The following is a 21,108-nucleotide window of genomic DNA, read 5'->3' on the forward strand; positions in this document are numbered from 1 at the left end:
TTTTAATAAATCATTATAAATAGCTACAACAAGATAAGTTGTAGCTATTTATCTTTACACTAAGTTTAATTTCAAAACCAAACGTATGACTTTAAAGAAAATCAGTACAATCTTCATTCTTTTATTCTCCTCTTTTGCATTCAGTCAAAACTTATTTGGCGTTTCAGGAAGTTATTCTAATCAATCTGGGAACTTTGCCAAACTAGGTCTGTTTTACACATTTGGATTAGGGGACACATTTCTTACTCCACGAATAGACGCCAACGTCAACATGGCTTATATGCGAGATAATTTCCATGTCATTCCAGAAATTGGCGTTACAGGATTTCTTGCTTCGAGTGGATCATACATTTTTCCTTTTGTGGAAAGCGAATTTACTCCTTATACCATTACTCCAAAAGTTGGATTAACATTTATGACTTTGATCGATTTTGGAATTGGATATGGATTTAAAATTAATGAAAAAGATAATTTCAAACCGATAAAAGGTTTTCAATTTTCTGCTGGAATTAATATTCCTTTCAATTGGAATTAGAGAAAGTAAAAACGACGAAAATTTATTTTTTTGGAAGAAAACTAAATAATTCATTAATTTTATCACATGAAAAAGTTCATCGCAATCTTTGTTTTTATCATTAGTTTTCAAGCGAAAGCACAACGAAACTTAACCGATTATTTTACGATTAATCTTGGTTATGAATATTGGAATGGAAATTACGGAAAAGTTGGAACAGATTTGTTCTTAGTACAAGATAACAACAATATTTTGACGTTTAGCGCCAATGCAAATTTGGGTTATATGAAAGATAAATTTCGTGTAATTCCTGAAGTTGGAGCTGGATATATGTTCAATTTTCACAACAATCCAGGTGATCCTTATAGTTCAAATTTTAGCTCTGCTTTTTATGTTATTCGCGCCGAAGTTTCTCCATGGACAATTACTCCAAAAGCTGGTATTGCAGTTTTGAGCATTGTAGAGTTAAATGCTGGTTATTCTTTCGAGTTTAGAGAAAATAAGAATTTTAAAGATATGAGCGGTTTCCGAGCTGGATTAACTATTCACTTGCCGACTCAGCTTTTTTAGCATTTCTAATACTTTTACGCAATTCTTTCAGACGAATATATAAATCTGAAGTCGACGCATTTTCTTCAATCGCATTAAAAATAAAGACACCTTTATCGATATAAAAGAAAATAATTGCTTCGTGATCAGCAACTTTAAAAGCGTTTGTAATCCCATTAATCTTGTTCTCAACCCAAGATAATTTGCATGTTTTCAAATCAAAAATATGATCTTCATTGCCCAAAATATCTTTGAAAATTAATTGATCTCCTTGTACATATAATACACCACTTCCCTGAAAAGATTTCATTTTAAGAAATCTCCCTTGCGGACGTCCAATATTGTAACGTACAACAGCTTTTAAGTCTACCTGATCTGGTAAACTTTTCAGTGTATGTTGTTCATTTTTCTCTCTGACTTTCGCATCAGATACGGCAATAACAAAGAATATCGAAACAAAAATTCCGAAAATCAAAAATATAATTAGGATTGATATGATTGGTGCCATAATGTACTTAAATGTTAAGTAAAGTTATAAAAAAGCTTGAATTAACATATAAATAAACTGCTTTTTTTACCTTAGCCTAGCAAACTGATAAAAATTACGAATGAATAAATTAATTTGGTTGTTATTTCCCGCCACAATCTTTGCTCAAAAAGGCGAAACACAAATCAAAGCAAATGCCTTAACTATGCCTCTTGCAATGATAAATCTTGGTGTAGAGCATGCACTTACAGATAGAATAACTTTACAAGCTGACGGATTTATCTCTCCTTGGAAATCATTTGCAGGAAATCATTTACAAATGTATATGGCTTTTGGTGAAGGTAGGTATTACTTTGATAAATCTTTTAGTAAATTTTATATAGGTCCAAACATTGGAGTCGGTTTCTTTGATATTCAAAAATGGAATTATTGGAACACTGATAAATACCAAAGAGGAGTAGCAATTTTAACTGGTGCTACAATTGGTTATCAAGTTAAGATCAACGAACATTGGGGATTAGATGTTTTTGTTGGTGGAGGGCATTCACAAGGAAATTACAAAGGTTATTATAAAGAAGACTCTCCTAATTTCGGAAGATATGATTCTGCGAAATCATTTAACAAAAGTGGTGAATGGATTCTGTACAAAGGCGGTGTAATGCTAACTTATAAATTTAAACGAAAAAAATCCAACTAAAATTAGTTGGATTTCTTTCATAATTAGTGTTAATTAGAATTAGAAAACTAAGATTTTTGCTGTATTAGCTTTACCTTGCTTGTCTAACGTTTTGATGATATAAACTCCTTTATTCCATCCGTTTGTAAAAATTGTTTTAGAAGAATTTCCTGAAGAAATTAAATTACCGTTCATATTAAATACTTGATATGTTGCGTATTCATAATCAACTCGGATTTCTTTTACATTACTCAAATATTTTATTGATTGTTTATTTTTTTGAATATCATTAACTGCTAAACTTTCAAAAGGAAATTTATAGAAATCTGTTATAAATGATGTAGCAGAATAATCGCTTCCATAATAAACATACAAACGGTCATATTCTCCATTTCTTTTTGTTCCATAACCAGACATTGTAATATTTCCTTTTTCAGTTCTTCCAGAGAAACTTGCTAAAAGATTATTCTCATCTTGTGCAATACTATAAGTATTTGCAGCCTTATTATTTACTCTATCTTGATAAGCATACACATATTCAATTTTATCGTCATCGTTAACAATAGTTGGATTCAAAGTTAATGCATTAAGGAAAGGGGCGAACAATTCTGTTTCCAAAGTTATAGGTAATCTTACTTTTTTTACTTCTACACCTTTCGTATCATAATGTTTTACAATACCAAATGCCTTATCTCCTTCTACTTCACCAAAATTAAGTCCTACGACATAGTTGAATGTATTACCATTCGCAATTCTATTAAAATTTAAAGACAATAAATCATCATTATGAACTGCTGGAAAATCTTGAGCTAATTCTAGTTCAGGCAAATTATAAACCTTGATGTTAGATATTCCTTCACCGTTATCAATCAGCATAACAACTTGATCTTTTTGATTTGCTAATTCAGTTAATTCAATCCCGGTTTCTATACCTCCATTTGCGATATCTTCATTCAATGTTTTAAGAACTGTTCCATCCTCATTTACAACATAATAATTAAACCATTCGCGATCATTAGGCATATCATAAAATAAAGCACCATAAGTAAACTCTAACTTACTATCTGCATTATAAACATTAGAAGAAATGTCATATTTATCTGTATTATAAAACAATCCAAAAGTAGTCATTGGAATTGTGTACGGATTTTCTTCATCAAATCCTATCACTGGTAAATTATATGTCTTCTCTAATTTAAAAGTTTCAGCATCTATAAAATCCAAAGCAAATTTTGCATTTGTATTAAATTCTAATGTACTATTATCTAATAACTTTTCTGTATAATGAGAAAAAACTAAATAATCTTTTCCATTCAAATTTTTATGTGCTAATGGAAGTCCTACGTAGAAATTTACTAAATCAAAAGGAACTTTATATTCTAAAGTATTTGTACTATTATTTAAATCTACTTTTTTTACAGTAACATAATCTTCGTCACTATGATAAGTATAGACGTTAAGTTTTCCTTTAGAATCTTTTAAAATTTCAGCCGAAGATGCATCAACTTTATTTAATATTTCTCCAGATTCATTTACAAACCAAATTTGATGTTTTTGAAAAGCTGGCCCTTGTCCTCCTTCGAAAAAGTGAACATATACAGCTACAATCAATTTGTTGTTATTATCAAGTATTTTAGAAGAAAAATCTCCAATAGGTTCTGCTCTATTAGCTGATTCTGGAATACTAATTGTAAACTGTTTATCAACTTTTAGGTCATCTGTGTATGTCTTAAAAGTTAAAGATGCATTTGCTCCGTATTTAGAATCAATAGAAAACATTACAGTTTCATTTGTATCTACATTTGTTCCATAGGTCCATCGTTGTGCATTTATACTTCCGAAAGGAGTTAAAGTATTTTTTTCAGATCCATTTTTAGTATTTAGTCCTGCTGTTTCCTCAAAATTAGCAAAAGCATTTGCATCTTTTCCTCTATTATGAGTTGTCCAATCAAAACTTCTATTTAATTTATCTAAAGAATTTGACTTAGATTTATTATTTTTTATAAGAGTTGTATTCGATTTTTCGAAAATTGTTTGCGCATAAGTAGTTGAGCATAACCCAAAAATTGTTGCCAATAGAATAAAAGTCTTCTTCATAATTCAATGTGTTATTTAATTTTTTCAAATGAAAAAAATAATTATTGAATATGAAATTGAATTAGCTCTAATTTAAATGAATTTTACTTAAATTCATCAACACTAAAAACAATATAATTAACTAATAATAAGCAAATTAACCTTTATTATTTCTGAAAATAGATTTTAAATTTAAAAAATTCTGATTTCTACTATTTTTTAGAAATAGTAAAAAAATAATGACAAGTAATAAGACTAATGGTAGTTTAAAAAAAGATAAGTTATACCAGAATCCTTGATCTTTATATAACAAAAAATTTAGGCTTTTCTCTTTTGCTTCTTGATTACTTTTTTCCAATTGCAAATTTATTTTTTTGATATAATCTATATATTTTTTGTAAGCAATATAATCTTGTTGATAAAAAGCGTTTTGTGCCAAAATTCTATATACATACAAATTTACACTAATAGGTTCCGAAGCTTTTATTTCTTTTAAAACTTCTTTCAAAAGTTGATTGGAATATGTATAATCTTTTTTTGCTTGATAAATCCTTGCCAAGCTCGTTTTGGCAGACTGATCATATTCTTTTAGATTATTCTTTTTTATAACAAAAAAAGCTTCATCTAAGTACAATGTAGCAGAATCTAAGATCGATTTATCAATTAAACAATTTGATTTCTCAATATAAACTAACGCTAAATTGTTTAATGTACTTTGATTTAATTCTCTACTCTTATAAGATTTGATCGATTTATCGTAATATTTTAAAGCAAAATCGCAATCTAAATCATCTTTATATCCATTTCCTTTTATCCCGTAAATATTCCCTAAATACATTGGTCTTTTTTCTTCAGAAAATTCTTTCGAAAGAATTAAATTTTCAGATTTTTCGAGATAATAGCGAGATTGAGTATTAAATCCATACAATTGAAAAAGCTCACCTATTCTTCCTAAAATTCTAGCTTCATTAAAAGTATCTTTCTCTTTTTTAACATAATCATATGTTTCAAATGCGTATTTCAACGCATTATAAGTATCATCTAAAGAGCTATATGCATTTGTTTTGATTAATCGAGCAGTAATTTGATCGTCTTTATTTTCTGAAGTTTTTATAATACGATTTGCCATTTCAATCGCTTTTTGCGGATTAAAATAAACATAATCGTATGCAATTCTCACACTATCTGATTTCTGAGCAAAACTGAAAGAAGTTCCGAATAAAAAAAGTAAGGTTAAAATTATATTATTCATCTTCATTTAAATTTTTTATAAAAACAGAAGGTGTAACACCTGTTACTAATTTAAAAAAAGTGGTAAAACTACTCTGAGATATAAAGCCGCTTTCTTTAGCTAAATGACTAATTTTATATAACCGAAATTTTTTATCTTCTTTTAATATTTTTACGATGTAATCTATGCGCAATTCATTAATGTAATTATTAAAACTTTTCTGTTTTACATTATTTAAAATAGATGATAAATACTTAATATTTGTATCTAAATCTTTGGCTAAAATTGAAATCGTGATCGTAGGATTTAGAAAACCTTTATTTTTCTCAAAATTTTCTAATTTCATTAAAATTTCGCTTTCAACTTTATCAGAAATTAGATTTGTTTTAACTATATTTTCTTCAATTCGCTTCTTTTTCTTATAAAAAATCAACGTTATAATGATTAATATAAATACAATAGATAAAACAACAGAAGCTGTTTTTAAATGTTTTTCTTTAATCTCTTTTTGAAATTTTTGTTGATCAATAAGTTTATTGACTAAATAATTTTGAGTTGTTTTCTTTTCAACATTCAAATGCTCTGCTAATTCATTTAATTGACTCGTATAAATCGCATATTCTTTAAAAGAATTAGTAGATAAAAAATAATTTTGAATTCTTTTTAACAAAATAAATCGTTCAACTTCATTTGCAATCTGCAAACTGTCAATCGTAGCATTTGCTTCGTTCAAATTATTTATTTTTTTAGATATAATTGGACTAAAAGATAAATCATATTTAAGATTAATAAACTTGTTTCTAGTATCATTTATCCAAGTACTATCTTTTGTTTTGACTTTATTTAACAGTTTCTTCGATTCTTCCTTAAACCCTAAATAATAAAATAAATCTGATCCTATAAGATAGTATCGATCTTTCAATTCTTGATTATTTGATGCTAAAACTTCTGGTTCAATCGCGAAAAAAATATCTAAAGCCTCTGTATCTTTAGAAACGTATACTTTTATTTTTACTAAATCGAGTTGATAATTTAATTTTTGAATGGTGTTTGCAGAATTGTTAATCAAGTATTCATATATCTTTATACTTTTAGAATTATCTATTTTTAATTTCTCCACAGCTTCTTTATAGAAAGCATTATTCTCCTCAACATCTTGAGAAAAACAGTATACAGAAAAAAATAAAACAAGTAGATAGATAAATCTCATCTTCATTACAACTAAACCTAATTGTAAAAATAAAAAAAACTCTGACTTAATCAGAGTTTTTAAGATGTTATATACGTTTTTTTATGATTCTAATATTACACAGGCGTATTCATATCAAAAGCCTCAAGATATTCTGCAACACGTTTTACAAACATACCTCCTAAAGCGCCATCTACAACACGGTGATCGTAAGCATGAGATAAGTACATTTTGTGACGAATTGCAATCATATCTCCCTGTGGAGTTTCGATAACAGCAGGTTTTTTCACGATTGCCCCAACAGCTAAAATAGCCACTTGTGGTTGAGGAATAATTGGCGTTCCTAATGTATTTCCGAAAGATCCAATATTTGTAATTGTATACGTTCCTCCTTGGATTTCTGCTGGTTTCAATTTATTGTTACGAGAACGATTTGCTAAATCATTAACCTGAGAAGCTAAACCTGCTAAATTAAATTGATCTGCATTTTTGATAACAGGAACAATTAAATTTCCACTTGGTAAAGCTGCTGCCATTCCAATATTTATATTTTTCTTTTTGATGATTTTATCTCCATCAACCGAAACATTAATCATTGGGAAATCTTGAATTGCTTTTGCTACAGCTTCGATAAAAATTGGCATAAACGTAATTTTCTCACCATGTTTCTTCTGAAACTCATTTTTATTTTTATCTCTCCACAACACAATATTCGTCATATCAACTTCTACGAAAGACGTTACGTGAGGAGCAATTTGTTTTGCTTGTAGCATATTTTGCGCAATAATTTTACGCATTCTATCCATTTCGATAATTTCATCTCCTTCACCAACAGAAATTGGCGCAGATTGCACTTGCGGTGCTTGAGGTTGAGCAACTGGTGCAGCAACAGAAGTCGTAACAACTGTTTTCGCTGGTTGATTTCCTCTATTTTTAACGAAATCCAAAATATCATCTTTCGTTACACGTCCGTCTTTTCCAGAACCTGAAATTTGATCTAACTCAGCCTGAGAAACACCTTCTTCTTTCGCAATAGATTTTACTAAAGGAGAATAAAATTTATCATCAGACGAAGTAATAACCGTTTCAGTTTTGATTGTTGCAACTTCAGCTTCGATAGATTTTGCTGCATCTGCAATTTCCTGATCGCTACTTGTATCTACTTCTTCTACCGAATCAGCTTGTTCTACAACTCCATCAACAGACAAAATTGCGATAGGCTCACCTACTTTTGCAATTCCATCTACCGGAACTAAGATTTCTTTTAAAACTCCTGCAACTGGCGAAGGAACATCAGAATCTACTTTATCTGTTGCGATTTCTACAACCGATTCATCTTCACTAATCGAATCACCAATATTCTTGATCCAATTTGTTACAGTAGCTTCCATTACACCTTCTCCCATAGAAGGTAGAATTAATTTATAGTCAGACATTCTTGTGTTATTTGCTAAATACAAATCTAAACATTTTTTCGATTCAAAAAAATACTGTTAAAAAGATTAATGTATTTTATTTTTAAATTATTCGTATTAATATTACAAATAATTATCAATTTAATAATTGATCTAACATTTATAAGATTATTTTTAATGATTTGATAGTTTTGATTGCATAAAAAAATCCCCCAATCTAAGATTGAGGGACTTTTTGAAATATTAAGAATGATTCTTAAGCTTCGTAAGTTGCAGTACCGTTGTTTACTTGAGGTTCTTTGATTTCACCAAAGCTTTTCTCGAAGTTAGTTACGTTTTCTGCTAACGATTGAGATAATTGTTTTGCTTGTAATGGAGACAAAATAATTCTTGATTTTACTGATGGTCTAGCACCTGGTAAAAATTGAACGAAATCTACAACGAACTCAGATGGTGAGTGGTTGATGATTGCTCCTGTAGCATAAACACCTTGAGCTACTAATTCGTTTAACTCAATGTTTAATCCTTCGTTTTGTTGATTTTCTGACATTATATTTCTTGTTTTGCGTTTATTAATTCCTCGTATTCACGGTTAGATCCTACGATGATATTTTGATACTCTTTTAATCCAGTTCCGGCAGGAATTAAGTGTCCAACAATAACGTTTTCTTTTAATCCTACTAAACCGTCTACTTTACCAGCTACAGCTGCTTCGTTAAGAACTTTTGTAGTTTCCTGGAACGATGCCGCAGACATGAAAGATTTAGTTTGTAAAGACGCTCTTGTAATCCCTTGTAAAACTGCTTCTGCTGTTGCAGGTAAAGCCTCACGAGCTGTTACTAAGTTTTTGTCTTCACGTTTTAATTTAGAGTTTTCGTCACGTAATTCGCGAACTGTGATGATTTGTCCTGCACTTAATGTGTCAGAATCACCAGCATCTTCTACGACTTTCATTCCGAATAAACGATCGTTTTCTTGCATGAAATCATCTTTGTGCTCTAAACTATCTTCTAAGAATCTTGAATCTCCTGAGTCTACAATACGAACTTTACGTAACATTTGACGTACGATAATTTCGAAGTGTTTGTCATCGATTTTTACCCCTTGTAAACGGTATACATCTTGAATCTCGTTTACTAAGTATTCTTGAACCGCTGTTGGTCCTAAGATTCTTAAAATATCTTCTGGTGTAATTGCTCCATCTGATAAAGGCTCACCTGCACGTACGAAGTCATTTTCTTGAACTAAGATTTGTGCTGATAATTTAACTAAGTAACGACGGATCTCACCATTTTTAGATTCAACAATGATTTCGCGGTTACCACGTTTTATTTTACCGAAAGATACAACTCCATCCATTTCACAAACAACTGATGGGTTAGATGGATTACGAGCCTCTAACAACTCTGTAATACGAGGTAAACCTCCTGTAATATCGCCAGATTTAGCTGACTTACGAGGAATCTTAACTAAGATTTTACCTGCATTAATTTTTTCACCATCATTTACCATTAAGTGTGCACCTACTGGTAAGTTGTATGTTTTTTCTTCACCATCAATAGTGATAACTCTTAACGCTGGAACTAATTTTTTATTACGTGATTCAGAAATAACTTTTTCTTGGAATCCTGTTTGCTCATCGATTTCAATCTGGAAAGTTACCCCTTGCTCTAATTGTTCGTACTCGATTTTACCAGTAGATTCCGCGATGATTACCCCGTTATAAGGGTCCCAACTTGCAATCTCTTGACCTTTTTGAACTTTAGCTCCGTTTTTAACAGATAAGATAGTACCGTAAGCGATGTTAGTTTGTTGACGAACGTTTCCTAAATCGTCAATTACTTTCATCTCTGTAGAACGAGAAACAACTGTATCTACTTTGTTACCTGCATCATCTGTCGATTCAACAGTACGTAAGTCGTCAAACTCAACAGTACCGTCAACTTTAGCATTAATTGTATTTTGCTCAGAAACGTTACCCGCAGTACCCCCAACGTGGAAAGTACGTAATGTTAACTGTGTACCAGGCTCACCAATAGATTGTGCAGCAACTACACCAACTGATTCACCTTTTTGAACACCTTTACCTGTAGCTAAGTTACGTCCGTAACATTTAGCACAAATTCCAGTTTTCGCTTCACATGTTAATGGAGAACGAACCTCTACATTTTCGATACCAGCTGCTTCTAAAGCATCACCAACATCTTCTGTAATAATGTTACCAGCAGAAATGATTAATTCACCATTATCTGGGTTGTAAATATCATTTAATGAAGTACGACCTAATACACGAGAAGATAAACTTTCGATGATTTCTTCTTTTTTCTTAAGTGCTGTAACTTCTAAACCTCTTAATGTACCACAATCTTCGTGCATTACGATAACGTCTTGTGCAACGTCAACTAAACGACGAGTCAAGTATCCAGCATCGGCAGTTTTTAAGGCAGTATCGGCAAGACCTTTACGCGCACCGTGCGAAGAAATAAAGTACTCTAAGATAGACAGACCTTCACGGAAGTTAGAGATAATTGGGTTTTCGATGATATCCCCACCAGTAGAACCAGCTTTTTGAGGTTTAGCCATCAATCCACGCATACCTGATAACTGACGAATTTGCTCTTTAGATCCACGCGCTCCAGAATCAAGCATCATGAATACAGAGTTAAATCCTTGTTGATCTTCTGTCATACGTTTCATTACAATTTCTGTTAATGTTGCGTTTGTTGTTGTCCAAACATCAATAACTTGGTTGTAACGTTCGTTATTTGTAATAAGACCCATGTTATAGTTCATCTTAATGTTCTCAACTTGGTTGATCGCACCTGAGATAAGGTCTTTCTTTTGTTCCGGGATTAAGATATCTCCTAATGAGAATGATAAACCACCCTCGAAGGCATTACGGTATCCTAATTGTTTCATATCATCTAAGAAAGCAGCCGTTGTAGGGAAATCTGTAATCTTGATAATTTTATTAATAATTGTACGTAACGATTTTTTCGTTAATACTTCATTAATATAACCTACTTGTTTCGGAACGATTTGGTTGAATAACACACGTCCTACTGAAGTTTCGATTAATTGATTTTCTACTAACTCCTCTCCTACACGAATTGTTCCTTTTACACGAATTGGCGCGTTTAAGTCAACAGCTCCTTCGTTGTATGCAATTTGAACTTCTTCGTCTGAATAGAAAGTTAATCCTTCACCTTTTACAGTAAATTGGTGGTCAGTACGACGAATTTTCGTCATGTAGTAAAGACCTAAAACCATATCCTGAGAAGGTACAGTGATTGGAGAACCATTTGCAGGATTCAAAATATTTTGAGAAGCTAACATCAATAATTGTGCTTCTAAAACAGCTTCTGGTCCTAATGGTAAGTGAACGGCCATCTGGTCACCATCGAAATCGGCATTGAAGGCTGTACACACTAATGGGTGTAAACGAATTGCTTTACCTTCGATTAATTTCGGTTGGAATGCTTGGATACCTAAACGGTGTAACGTAGGGGCACGGTTTAATAAAACTGGGTGACCTTTGATTACATTTTCTAAAATATCCCAAACAACTGGCTCTTTTCTATCGATAATTTTCTTAGCCGATTTAACTGTTTTTACAATTCCACGCTCGATTAATTTACGAACTACGAATGGTTTGTATAATTCAGCTGCCATATCTTTTGGTAAACCACATTCGTGTAATTTAAGTGTTGGTCCAACAACAATTACAGAACGAGCAGAATAATCCACACGTTTACCTAATAAGTTTTGACGGAAACGACCTTGTTTACCTTTTAATGAATCAGATAATGATTTTAACGGACGGTTACCATCAGCTTTTACAGCAGATGCTTTACGTGTGTTATCGAATAATGAATCAACCGCTTCTTGTAACATACGTTTTTCATTACGTAAGATTACTTCTGGCGCTTTGATTTCCATTAATCGTTTCAAACGGTTATTACGGATAATTACACGACGATATAAATCGTTTAAATCTGATGTTGCAAAACGACCACCATCTAATGGAACTAATGGACGTAATTCTGGCGGAATAACCGGAATAACGCGCATTACCATCCATTCTGGACGGTTTACGTGGTGCATATTTGACTCACGTAACGACTCAACAACTTGTAAACGTTTTAACGCTTCTGTACGACGTTGTTTAGAAGTTTCGTTATGTGCTTTGTGTCTTAATTCGTAAGATAACTCATCTAAATTGATACGAGATAATAGGTCTTCTAATGCTTCAGCACCCATTTTCGCAACGAATTTATTCGGATCTGTATCTTCTAGATATTGATTCTCGATTGGAAGAGTTTCTAAAATATCTAAATACTCTTCTTCTGATAAGAAATCTAATCTATTTAATTCTTCACCTTCTGGTCCTTTTGCGATACCTGCTTGAATCACTACATATCTTTCGTAGTAAATTACCATGTCTAATTTCTTAGATGGTAATCCTAAGATGTAACCAATTTTGTTTGGTAATGAACGGAAATACCAAATATGTGCAATTGGAACAACAAGATTGATGTGTCCAATACGCTCACGACGAACTTTCTTTTCAGTAACTTCAACCCCACAACGGTCACAAACGATACCTTTATAACGGATTCTTTTATATTTTCCGCAGGCACATTCGTAATCTTTTACAGGTCCAAAGATACGCTCACAGAATAACCCGTCACGCTCTGGTTTGTGCGTTCTATAGTTAATCGTTTCAGGTTTTAAAACTTCACCTTTAGATTCTTGAAGAATCGATTCTGGAGAAGCTAACCCGATACGGATTTTTGAGAATTGACTTGTTTTATTTTTTGTTGACATATAGAAATGTATCTAACAATTATATTATTATAACGAAAAAGGTAGAATAATAGGTTTCCCTATTATTCTTCCAAGTTTATGTCTAATCCAAGACCTTGTAATTCATGTAACAATACGTTAAATGATTCTGGAATACCAGGTTCTGGCATTGGCTCTCCTTTTACGATTGCTTCGTAAGTTTTCGCACGTCCAATTACGTCATCCGACTTAACTGTTAAGATTTCGCGTAAGATATTAGATGCACCGAATGCTTCTAATGCCCAAACCTCCATCTCTCCGAAACGTTGTCCACCGAATTGTGCTTTACCACCAAGCGGTTGTTGCGTTACCAGAGAGTAAGAACCGGTAGAACGCGCATGCATCTTGTCATCAACCAGGNNGAATTGTGCTTTACCTCCTAATGGTTGTTGAGTAATTAATGAGTATGGTCCGATAGAACGCGCGTGCATTTTGTCGTCAACCATGTGTCCTAATTTCAACATGTAAATCACCCCTACAGTAGCTTTTTGATCAAAACGTTCTCCAGTGTTACCGTCATATAAATATGTTGTACCGTGTTTTGGAATACCTGCTTCTTCTGTGATGCGATCGATATCAGCGATTTCAGCACCATCGAAGATAGGTGTAGCAAATTTTTGACCCATTTTAAGTCCAGCCCATCCTAATACCGTTTCATAAATCTGACCGATATTCATACGAGATGGTACCCCAAGTGGGTTAAGCACGATATTTACTGGCGTTCCGTCTTCTAAGAAAGGCATATCTTCGTCACGAACGATACGTGCAACAATACCTTTGTTACCGTGACGTCCTGCCATTTTATCCCCTACTCTTAGTTTACGTTTTTTCGCAATGTAGATTTTCGCTAATTTAACGATACCTGCAGGTAACTCGTCTCCAACAGAGATTGTAAATCTTTCGCGGTTAAGTGCTCCTTGTAAATCGTTGTACTTAATTTTGTAATTATGTAACAATTCTTTTACTAATTCGTTCTTATCCTCGTCTGTTGTCCAAAGAGATTCTGCACCAGTTAAGTTTAAGAAATCTTCAACATTAGATAAGATTTTTTGTGTGTATTTTACACCTTTCTTGATCACTTCTTCGTTCAAGTCGTTGTAAATACCTTGAGAAGTTTTTCCGTTTAATAAAACGTATAATTTCTCTAATAAAATCTCTCTTAATTCATTGAATTTAACGTCGTACTCAGCTTCTACACTATCAATGATAGCTTTGTCTTGAGAACGTTTACGTTTATCCTTAATACTACGTGAGAATAATTTTTTATCGATAACAACACCGCGTAATGACGGAGAAGCTTTAAGAGAAGCATCTTTTACATCACCTGCTTTGTCACCAAAGATCGCACGTAATAATTTTTCTTCTGGAGTTGGATCAGATTCTCCTTTTGGAGTAATCTTACCAATCAAGATATCACCAGGTTTTACTTCTGCTCCGATACGGATCATACCGTTTTCGTCTAAGTCTTTTGTAGCCTCTTCCGAAACGTTAGGAATGTCTGAAGTTAATTCTTCCATACCTAATTTTGTATCACGTACATCTAATGAATACTCATCGATGTGGATAGATGTAAACCAGTCTTCGCGAACAGCTTTCTCAGAGATTACAATGGCATCCTCGAAGTTGTACCCCTGCCAAGGCATGAAGGCAACAACCATATTACGACCAATTGCTAATTCTCCTCCTTCTGTTGCATAACCTTCAGATAAAACTTGTCCTTTCTCTACACGATCACCAACTTTTACAATTGGTTTCAACGTAATTGTAGTTCCTTGATTGGTTTTTCTGAATTTTGTTAAATTATATGTTTTCTCAGCAGTATCGAAGCTTACTAATTCTTCGTCTTCTGAACGATCATATTTAATTGTTATAATGTCAGCATCAACATAAGTTACTGTACCTTCACGTTCTGCATTTACTAAGATTCTTGAATCTTTTGCAACTTGTTTTTCTAATCCAGTACCTACAATTGGTGCTTGAGGTTTTAATAATGGAACTGCCTGACGCATCATGTTCGATCCCATTAACGCACGGTTGGCGTCATCATGCTCCAAGAAAGGAATTAATGATGCTGAGATAGAAGCAATCTGGTTAGGTGCAACGTCGATTAAATCAACTTCTGCTGGTGTTACAACAGGGAAATCCCCATCTTCACGAGCAGTTACACGTTCAGTAGCAATAGTACCATCGTCTGTCATGTCGATATTGGCTTGAGCAATTACTTTTGATTCCTCCTCTTCCGCAGTTAAATAGATTGGTGCTGATTCGACGTCCACTTTTCCATCTTCTACTTTTCTGTACGGTGTTTCGATAAACCCTAAGTTATTAACTTTAGCGAATACACATAATGACGAAATCAAACCAATGTTTGGTCCCTCAGGAGTTTCAATTGGACATAAACGTCCGTAATGAGTGTGGTGTACGTCACGTACCTCGAATCCCGCTCTTTCTCTTGATAAACCTCCAGGTCCTAATGCTGATAAACGACGTTTGTGTGTAATCTCTGATAATGGATTTGTTTGGTCCATGAACTGAGATAACTGGTTCGTTCCGAAGAATGAGTTGATAACAGATGATAATGTTTTAGCATTAATCAAATCGATTGGTGTAAACACCTCGTTGTCACGAACATTCATTCTTTCGCGGATAGTTCTAGCCATACGAGCTAAACCTACTCCGAATTGGCTAGCCATTTGCTCACCTACCGTTCTTACACGACGGTTAGATAAGTGGTCAATATCATCCACCTCTGCTTTAGAGTTGATTAATTCGATTAAGTATTTAATAATCGAAATGATATCTTCACGAGTCAATACTTGTACGTCCTCGCTAATGCTTAAGCCTAATTTTTTATTTAATCTGTAACGACCTACTTCACCTAATGAATAACGTTGATCAGAGAAGAATAATTTGTCAATAATTCCTCTTGCTGTTTCCTCATCTGGTGGCTCAGCGTTACGTAATTGTCTATAGATGTACTCTACTGCCTCTTTTTCAGTGTTAGTAGGGTCTTTTTGTAAAGTATTATGGATAATTCCATAATCAGCAGAATTGATATCTTCTTTGTGTAATAAGATCGTCTTAACACCAGAATCTACGATTTGATCGATGTGATCTTTCTCTAAGATTGTTTCACGGTCTAAAATAATTTCATTACGCTCGATAGATACAACTTCTCCTGTATCTTCATCTACGAAATCCTCGTGCCATGTATTTAATACACGCGCAGCAAGTTTACGACCTACAACTTTCTTTAAATTAGCTTTATTAACTTTTACTTCTTCAGCTAAGTCGAAAATTTCTAAGATATCTTTATCTCTTTCGTATCCGATAGCACGTAATAAAGTAGTTAATGGTAACTTTTTCTTACGATCGATGTAAGCGTACATTACGCTGTTGATGTCTGTTGCGAACTCAATCCAAGATCCTTTGAAAGGAATGATACGAGATGAGTACAATTTTGTACCATTCGCGTGGAAAGATTGTCCGAAGAATACCCCAGGAGAACGGTGTAATTGAGATACAATAACACGCTCTGCACCATTAATAATGAATGATCCTGAAGGAGACATGTAAGGAATTGTTCCTAAGTATACGTCTTGCACTACAGTTTCGAAATCTTCGTGTTCTTCGTCCGTACAGTACAATTTAAGACGAGCTTTCAATGGTACGCTGTACGTTAATCCTCTTTCGATACACTCATCAATTGTGTAACGTGGTGGATCTACGAAATAATCTAAGAATTCTAAAACAAACTGATTGCGAGTATCCGTAATTGGAAAATTCTCAGCAAATGTTCGGTAAAGACCTTCATTTTTTCGTTGGTCAGGTCTTGTTTCCAACTGGAAAAAATCTTCAAACGATTTGATCTGAATGTCAAGGAAATCTGGGAACTGAGCGACTGCTTTTGCAGAAGAGAAGTTCAATCTTTCTTTTTTCTCAGTCGAGTTGCTTAATGTTGCTTTAGTGGCCAATTTCGAATGAATTTTGGTTTATATAATGACTTTATGCGTAAAAAGGTTTAGACCTAACACGTCCTGTGTTAGGTCCAAACCTATATTTTTGAGTAATAAAAATTACTTCAATTCTACTACTGCACCAGCTTCTTCTAGCTGTTTCTTTAAAGCTTCAGCTTCGTCTTTAGAAACTGCTTCTTTAACTGTTGCTGGAGTTGAATCTACTAAATCTTTAGCTTCTTTTAATCCTTTACCAGTTAATTCTTTAACTAATTTAACAACTGCTAATTTAGATGCACCTGCTTCTTTTAAGATTACGTCGAATTCTGATTGCTCTTCAGCAGCTTCACCTGCTCCACCTGCAGCAACAACTACAGCAGCAGCAGCTGGTTCGATTCCGTACTCATCTTTTAAGATTGTAGATAATTCATTAACTTCTAAAACTGTTAAGTTTACTAACTCTTCAGCTAATTTTTTTAAATCTGCCATTTTAATGCTTTTTGTTTTTTTAAACTTTTATTTGATATGAGTGTGTCTTATTCTTCTGAAGCTCCTTCTTCTGCTTTTGCAGCGTCTTTGTTCTCTAATTGAGAAACAACAGTTTTGATTGGAGATTGAAGTAACATGATGATGTCTGCGATTAATTCTTCGCGAGATTTCAATGCTACTAATTGTGGTAATTTGTCATCACCTACGAATGTATTATCTTCAATCCAAGCTCCTTTTAAAATAGGTTTTTCAGATTTCTTTCTGAAAGTATCGATTACTTTAGCTGGTGCGTTACCAACTTCAGCAGTCATTAATGCTGTATTTCCTTTTAAAGATCCGTAAAGCTCTTCGAAGTTTTTGTCTTCGATTTGCTCCATAGCTTTCTTTAATAAAGTGTTTTTTACTACGCGTAAAGATACATTGCTTTTGTAGCAAGCTCTTCTTAATTCAGTAGTATTAACAGCGTTTAATCCTTCGATATCTGCTAAGTAGATGATTTTTGCTTCTGCTAATACAGCTTGCAATTCATCTATCATATTTGCTTTATCTTGTTTTGTCATTGCCATAATCTACTAATTTTAAGCGTTTACACTTTTTGGATCTACTGATACACCTACAGATTGAGTTGTAGAAAGCGTAATGCTTTTTACATATGTTCCTTTAGCAGCTGTTGGTTTTAATTTAATTAAAGTTTGAATTAGTTCATTCGCATTTTCTTTAATTTTATCAGCATCGAAAGATACTTTACCAACTGCAGCGTGGATGATTCCGTAACGGTCTACTTTGAAGTCGATTTTACCTGCTTTTACTTCAGAAACGGCTTTACCAACTTCTAAAGTTACAGTACCTGATTTTGGGTTAGGCATTAATCCACGAGGTCCTAAAACACGTCCTAATGGTCCTAATTTACCCATAACTGCTGGCATAGTAACGATAACGTCAACATCTGTCCAACCTTCTTTAATTTTTTGTAAGTATTCGTCTAATCCTACATAGTCTGCACCTGCTGCTTTAGCTTCTGCTTCTTTATCTGGAGTAACTAATGCTAATACTTTTACATCTTTACCTGTTCCGTGTGGTAATGAAACTACACCACGAACCATTTGGTTAGCTTTCTTAGGATCTACACCTAAACGAACTGCTATATCTACAGAAGCATCAAACTTAGCGTAGTTAACTTCCTTTACCAATGATGATGCTTCATCAATAGAGTAAAGTTTGTTTTTTTCTACTTTAGCTAATACCTCTTTTTGTCTTTTTGTTAACTTTGCCATTTCCTAAAATGTTTTAATTATTCTGGAGCTTGCCCACCTTTTACAGTTATACCCATAGAACGTGCAGTTCCAGCAACCATTTTCATAGCAGATTCAACAGTAAAACAGTTCATGTCCGCTAATTTGTCTTCAGCAATAGCTCTAACTTGATCCCAAGTAACAGTACCAACTTTTTGACGGTTTGGTACACCTGATGCTTTTTTCAATTTCGCAGCTTCCATTAACTGAATAGCAGCTGGTGGAGTTTTAATTACGAAATCGAATGATTTGTCTTGATACACAGTAATAACAACTGGTAACACTGCACCTTGTTTTTCTTGTGTACGTCCATTAAATTGTTTACAAAACTCCATGATGTTAACACCTGCAGCACCTAAAGCTGGCCCTACTGGTGGCGAAGGATTTGCTTGTCCTCCTTTAACTTGAAGTTTTACAACTTTTTCAATTTTTTTTGCCATTTTTTTAATTCTTAAAATTAAGCGTTATGTGGAAGCAGCCTAAATTTCTACTTTTAATTTGTTGATAGATTTTGATTATGCAATCTTTTCAACTTGGTTAAAACTTAACTCTAGTGGTGTTTTACGTCCGAAGATTAAAACCATCACTTCAAGTTTACGTTTATCTTCAATGATTTTCTCAACTGTTCCGTTGAAGCCATTGAATGGTCCGTCGATTACTTTTACCGTTTCTCCTACGATGTAAGATATTCCTAAATTTGTATCGATGTTTTCTGCTAATTCGTCAACTTTACCTAACATTCGGTTAACTTCCGATTGTCTCATTGGTACAGGATCACCTCCTTTCGTTGCACTCAAAAAGCTAATTACACCCGATGTATTCTTTACCATGTGAGGAATTTCCCCTACAAGTTCAGCTTCTATCATGATGTAACCAGGAAAGTGTACTTTTTCCTTTTGATATTTTTTACCGTTACGGATTTGAATCACTTTTTCCATAGGAACAACAATTTGTCCTACATAATCATTCAAATTTTGGTACTGAATTTCTCTTTCAATATAATCCTTAACTTTTAGCTCTTGTCCAGCTACAGTCTTGATTACATACCATTTCTTTTCACTCATGATTCTAATTACTAAACGGGATATTTTACAAACTAAAAAGCGCCGTAGATAAAGTTAAGCACTTGTGTGAATAATGTATCTACCGCATATAAAAATATAGCTAACAAAACTGTAGCTATTGCAACAATAATTGTGTCTCTTTGTAGATCTGAGAATGATGGCCATGTTACATGATCTTTAAATTCTACAAAGGAATCTTTAAAATATTGTACGACTTTCATATCGTTTTCATTTAGCACGGGCACAAGGATTCGAACCCTGATCAACGGTTTTGGAGACCGCTATTCTACCATTGAACTATGCCCGTAGAATAAAAAGAGTGGTAATCATTGAAGATTACCACATCTTCTATATTATATTTTGACTAATTAGTCTAAAATTTCAGTTACCTGACCAGCACCTACTGTACGTCCACCTTCGCGGATTGCGAAACGTAAACCTTCGTTTAATGCGATTGGTTGTAATAATTCAACTGTAATAGTTAAGTTATCTCCTGGTAAAACCATCTCAACTCCTTCTGGTAAGTTGATTTCCCCTGTTACGTCAGTTGTACGTACGTAGAACTGTGGACGGTAACGGTTGTGGAATGGAGTGTGACGACCACCTTCTTCTTTAGTTAAGATATAAACCTCAGCTTTGAATTTTTTGTGTGGTTTAACAGATCCTTGTTTCGCGATAACCATACCACGACGGATGTCAGTTTTATCAACACCACGTAATAATAAACCTACGTTATCACCAGCTTCACCTCTATCTAAGATTTTACGGAACATTTCAACACCTGTTACAGTAGAAGTTAATTTTTCTTCTCCCATACCAACGATGTCAACTGGATCCCCAGAGTTAATTACACCAGCCTCGATACGTCCTGTAGCAACAGTACCACGACCTGTAATAGAGAATACATCCTCTACTGGCATTAAGAATGGTTTATCTTGATCACGAACTGGTTGCTCGATCCACTCATCAACATTGTTCATTAAGTTCAATACAGTTTCAACCCATTGAGGCTCACCGTTTAATGCACCTAAAGCAGATCCTTGGATAACTGGAGTGTTATCTCCGTCATATTCGTAAGAAGATAATAAATCTCTTACTTCCATTTCTACTAACTCTAATAACTCAGCATCGTCAACCATATCAACTTTGTTTAAGAAAACAACGATACGAGGAACGTTTACTTGGCGACATAATAAGATGTGCTCACGAGTTTGAGGCATTGGACCATCAGTAGCAGCTACTACTAAGATACCACCATCCATTTGAGCAGCTCCTGTAACCATGTTTTTTACGTAATCCGCGTGACCTGGACAGTCAACGTGTGC

At 33.6% G+C, this 21,108-nt stretch carries 18 protein-coding genes and 1 tRNA gene; 3 read left to right on the forward strand and 16 right to left on the reverse strand.

Annotation, left to right across the window (positions count from 1 at the left end):
* Positions 1-85: 85 nt before the first annotated feature.
* Both B4H69_RS03965 and B4H69_RS03970 read left to right on the forward strand, forming a co-directional pair.
* A complete protein-coding gene (locus tag B4H69_RS03965; protein WP_280045504.1) occupies positions 86-535 on the forward strand; it encodes a hypothetical protein in 450 nt (149 codons plus the stop codon).
* A gap of 66 nt (positions 536-601) precedes the next feature.
* Positions 602-1,084 carry a hypothetical protein gene (locus B4H69_RS03970; protein ID WP_280045503.1) on the forward strand — a complete coding sequence of 161 codons (483 nt, stop codon included), beginning with the start codon at positions 602-604 and terminating at the stop codon, positions 1,082-1,084.
* Here B4H69_RS03970 and B4H69_RS03975 read toward each other — a convergent pair.
* Positions 1,056-1,571 (reverse strand): hypothetical protein, encoded by a 516-nt coding sequence (locus B4H69_RS03975; protein ID WP_052217481.1) that lies wholly within the window; start codon positions 1,569-1,571, stop codon positions 1,056-1,058. The two genes, B4H69_RS03970 and B4H69_RS03975, sit on opposite strands and share 29 nt — an antisense overlap.
* 100 nt (positions 1,572-1,671) lie before the next feature.
* Here B4H69_RS03975 and B4H69_RS03980 point away from each other — a divergent pair, with 100 nt between their 5' ends.
* Complete coding sequence (locus B4H69_RS03980) at positions 1,672-2,247, forward strand: DUF3575 domain-containing protein (RefSeq protein ID WP_038331077.1); 576 nt, start codon at positions 1,672-1,674, stop codon at positions 2,245-2,247.
* A gap of 39 nt (positions 2,248-2,286) precedes the next feature.
* Here the strand turns inward: B4H69_RS03980 and B4H69_RS03985 are convergent, their stop codons facing one another.
* The 15 genes from B4H69_RS03985 to tuf form a co-directional block, all read right to left on the reverse strand.
* Entirely contained in the window at positions 2,287-4,323 is a 2,037-nt protein-coding gene (locus B4H69_RS03985; RefSeq protein ID WP_180905822.1) for a T9SS type A sorting domain-containing protein, read from the reverse strand.
* A gap of 136 nt (positions 4,324-4,459) precedes the next feature.
* On the reverse strand, positions 4,460-5,554 hold the full coding sequence (locus tag B4H69_RS03990) for a hypothetical protein (RefSeq protein ID WP_180905821.1): 1,095 nt from the start codon (positions 5,552-5,554) through the stop codon (positions 4,460-4,462).
* Positions 5,547-6,743: a helix-turn-helix domain-containing protein gene (locus B4H69_RS03995; RefSeq protein WP_185655194.1), complete on the reverse strand. Its 1,197-nt coding sequence runs from the start codon at positions 6,741-6,743 to the stop codon at positions 5,547-5,549. The genes B4H69_RS03990 and B4H69_RS03995 overlap by 8 nt, the downstream gene beginning before the upstream one ends.
* A 95-nt stretch (positions 6,744-6,838) precedes the next feature.
* Positions 6,839-8,158, reverse strand: coding sequence for a dihydrolipoamide acetyltransferase family protein (locus tag B4H69_RS04000; protein WP_180905819.1), 1,320 nt, complete (start codon positions 8,156-8,158; stop codon positions 6,839-6,841).
* 235 nt (positions 8,159-8,393) lie between these two features.
* Entirely contained in the window at positions 8,394-8,687 is a 294-nt protein-coding gene (locus B4H69_RS04005) for a DUF3467 domain-containing protein (RefSeq protein ID WP_038331074.1), read from the reverse strand.
* Complete coding sequence (rpoC, locus tag B4H69_RS04010) at positions 8,687-12,964, reverse strand: DNA-directed RNA polymerase subunit beta' (protein WP_180905818.1); 4,278 nt, start codon at positions 12,962-12,964, stop codon at positions 8,687-8,689. Before rpoC ends, B4H69_RS04005 begins: the two co-directional genes overlap by 1 nt.
* A 62-nt stretch (positions 12,965-13,026) precedes the next feature.
* Positions 13,027-16,956 (reverse strand): DNA-directed RNA polymerase subunit beta, encoded by a 3,930-nt coding sequence (gene rpoB / locus B4H69_RS04015; RefSeq protein WP_291092812.1) that lies wholly within the window; start codon positions 16,954-16,956, stop codon positions 13,027-13,029.
* Between the two features lie 102 nt (positions 16,957-17,058).
* Positions 17,059-17,427: a 50S ribosomal protein L7/L12 gene (rplL, locus tag B4H69_RS04020; RefSeq protein ID WP_019974307.1), complete on the reverse strand. Its 369-nt coding sequence runs from the start codon at positions 17,425-17,427 to the stop codon at positions 17,059-17,061.
* A gap of 47 nt (positions 17,428-17,474) precedes the next feature.
* Complete coding sequence (rplJ, locus tag B4H69_RS04025; RefSeq protein ID WP_180906777.1) at positions 17,475-17,987, reverse strand: 50S ribosomal protein L10; 513 nt, start codon at positions 17,985-17,987, stop codon at positions 17,475-17,477.
* Positions 17,988-18,005: 18 nt separating this feature from the next.
* Entirely contained in the window at positions 18,006-18,701 is a 696-nt protein-coding gene (rplA, locus tag B4H69_RS04030; RefSeq protein ID WP_038331070.1) for a 50S ribosomal protein L1, read from the reverse strand.
* Between the two features lie 17 nt (positions 18,702-18,718).
* Complete coding sequence (gene rplK / locus B4H69_RS04035) at positions 18,719-19,159, reverse strand: 50S ribosomal protein L11 (RefSeq protein WP_038331069.1); 441 nt, start codon at positions 19,157-19,159, stop codon at positions 18,719-18,721.
* Between the two features lie 75 nt (positions 19,160-19,234).
* Positions 19,235-19,783: a transcription termination/antitermination protein NusG gene (nusG, locus tag B4H69_RS04040; RefSeq protein ID WP_038331068.1), complete on the reverse strand. Its 549-nt coding sequence runs from the start codon at positions 19,781-19,783 to the stop codon at positions 19,235-19,237.
* A 32-nt stretch (positions 19,784-19,815) separates the two neighbouring features.
* Entirely contained in the window at positions 19,816-20,004 is a 189-nt protein-coding gene (gene secE, locus B4H69_RS04045; protein WP_038331172.1) for a preprotein translocase subunit SecE, read from the reverse strand.
* Positions 20,005-20,019: 15 nt separating this feature from the next.
* Positions 20,020-20,090: transfer RNA gene (locus tag B4H69_RS04050), tRNA-Trp, on the reverse strand.
* A 61-nt stretch (positions 20,091-20,151) separates the two neighbouring features.
* Positions 20,152-21,108 (reverse strand): elongation factor Tu (gene tuf / locus B4H69_RS04055; RefSeq protein ID WP_291092814.1); only part of this gene is annotated, 957 nt, incomplete at its 5' end.

It is taken from the genome of Empedobacter sp. UBA6745, assembly GCF_002453775.1.
GTDB classification, from domain to species: Bacteria; Bacteroidota; Bacteroidia; order Flavobacteriales; family Weeksellaceae; genus Empedobacter; species Empedobacter falsenii_C.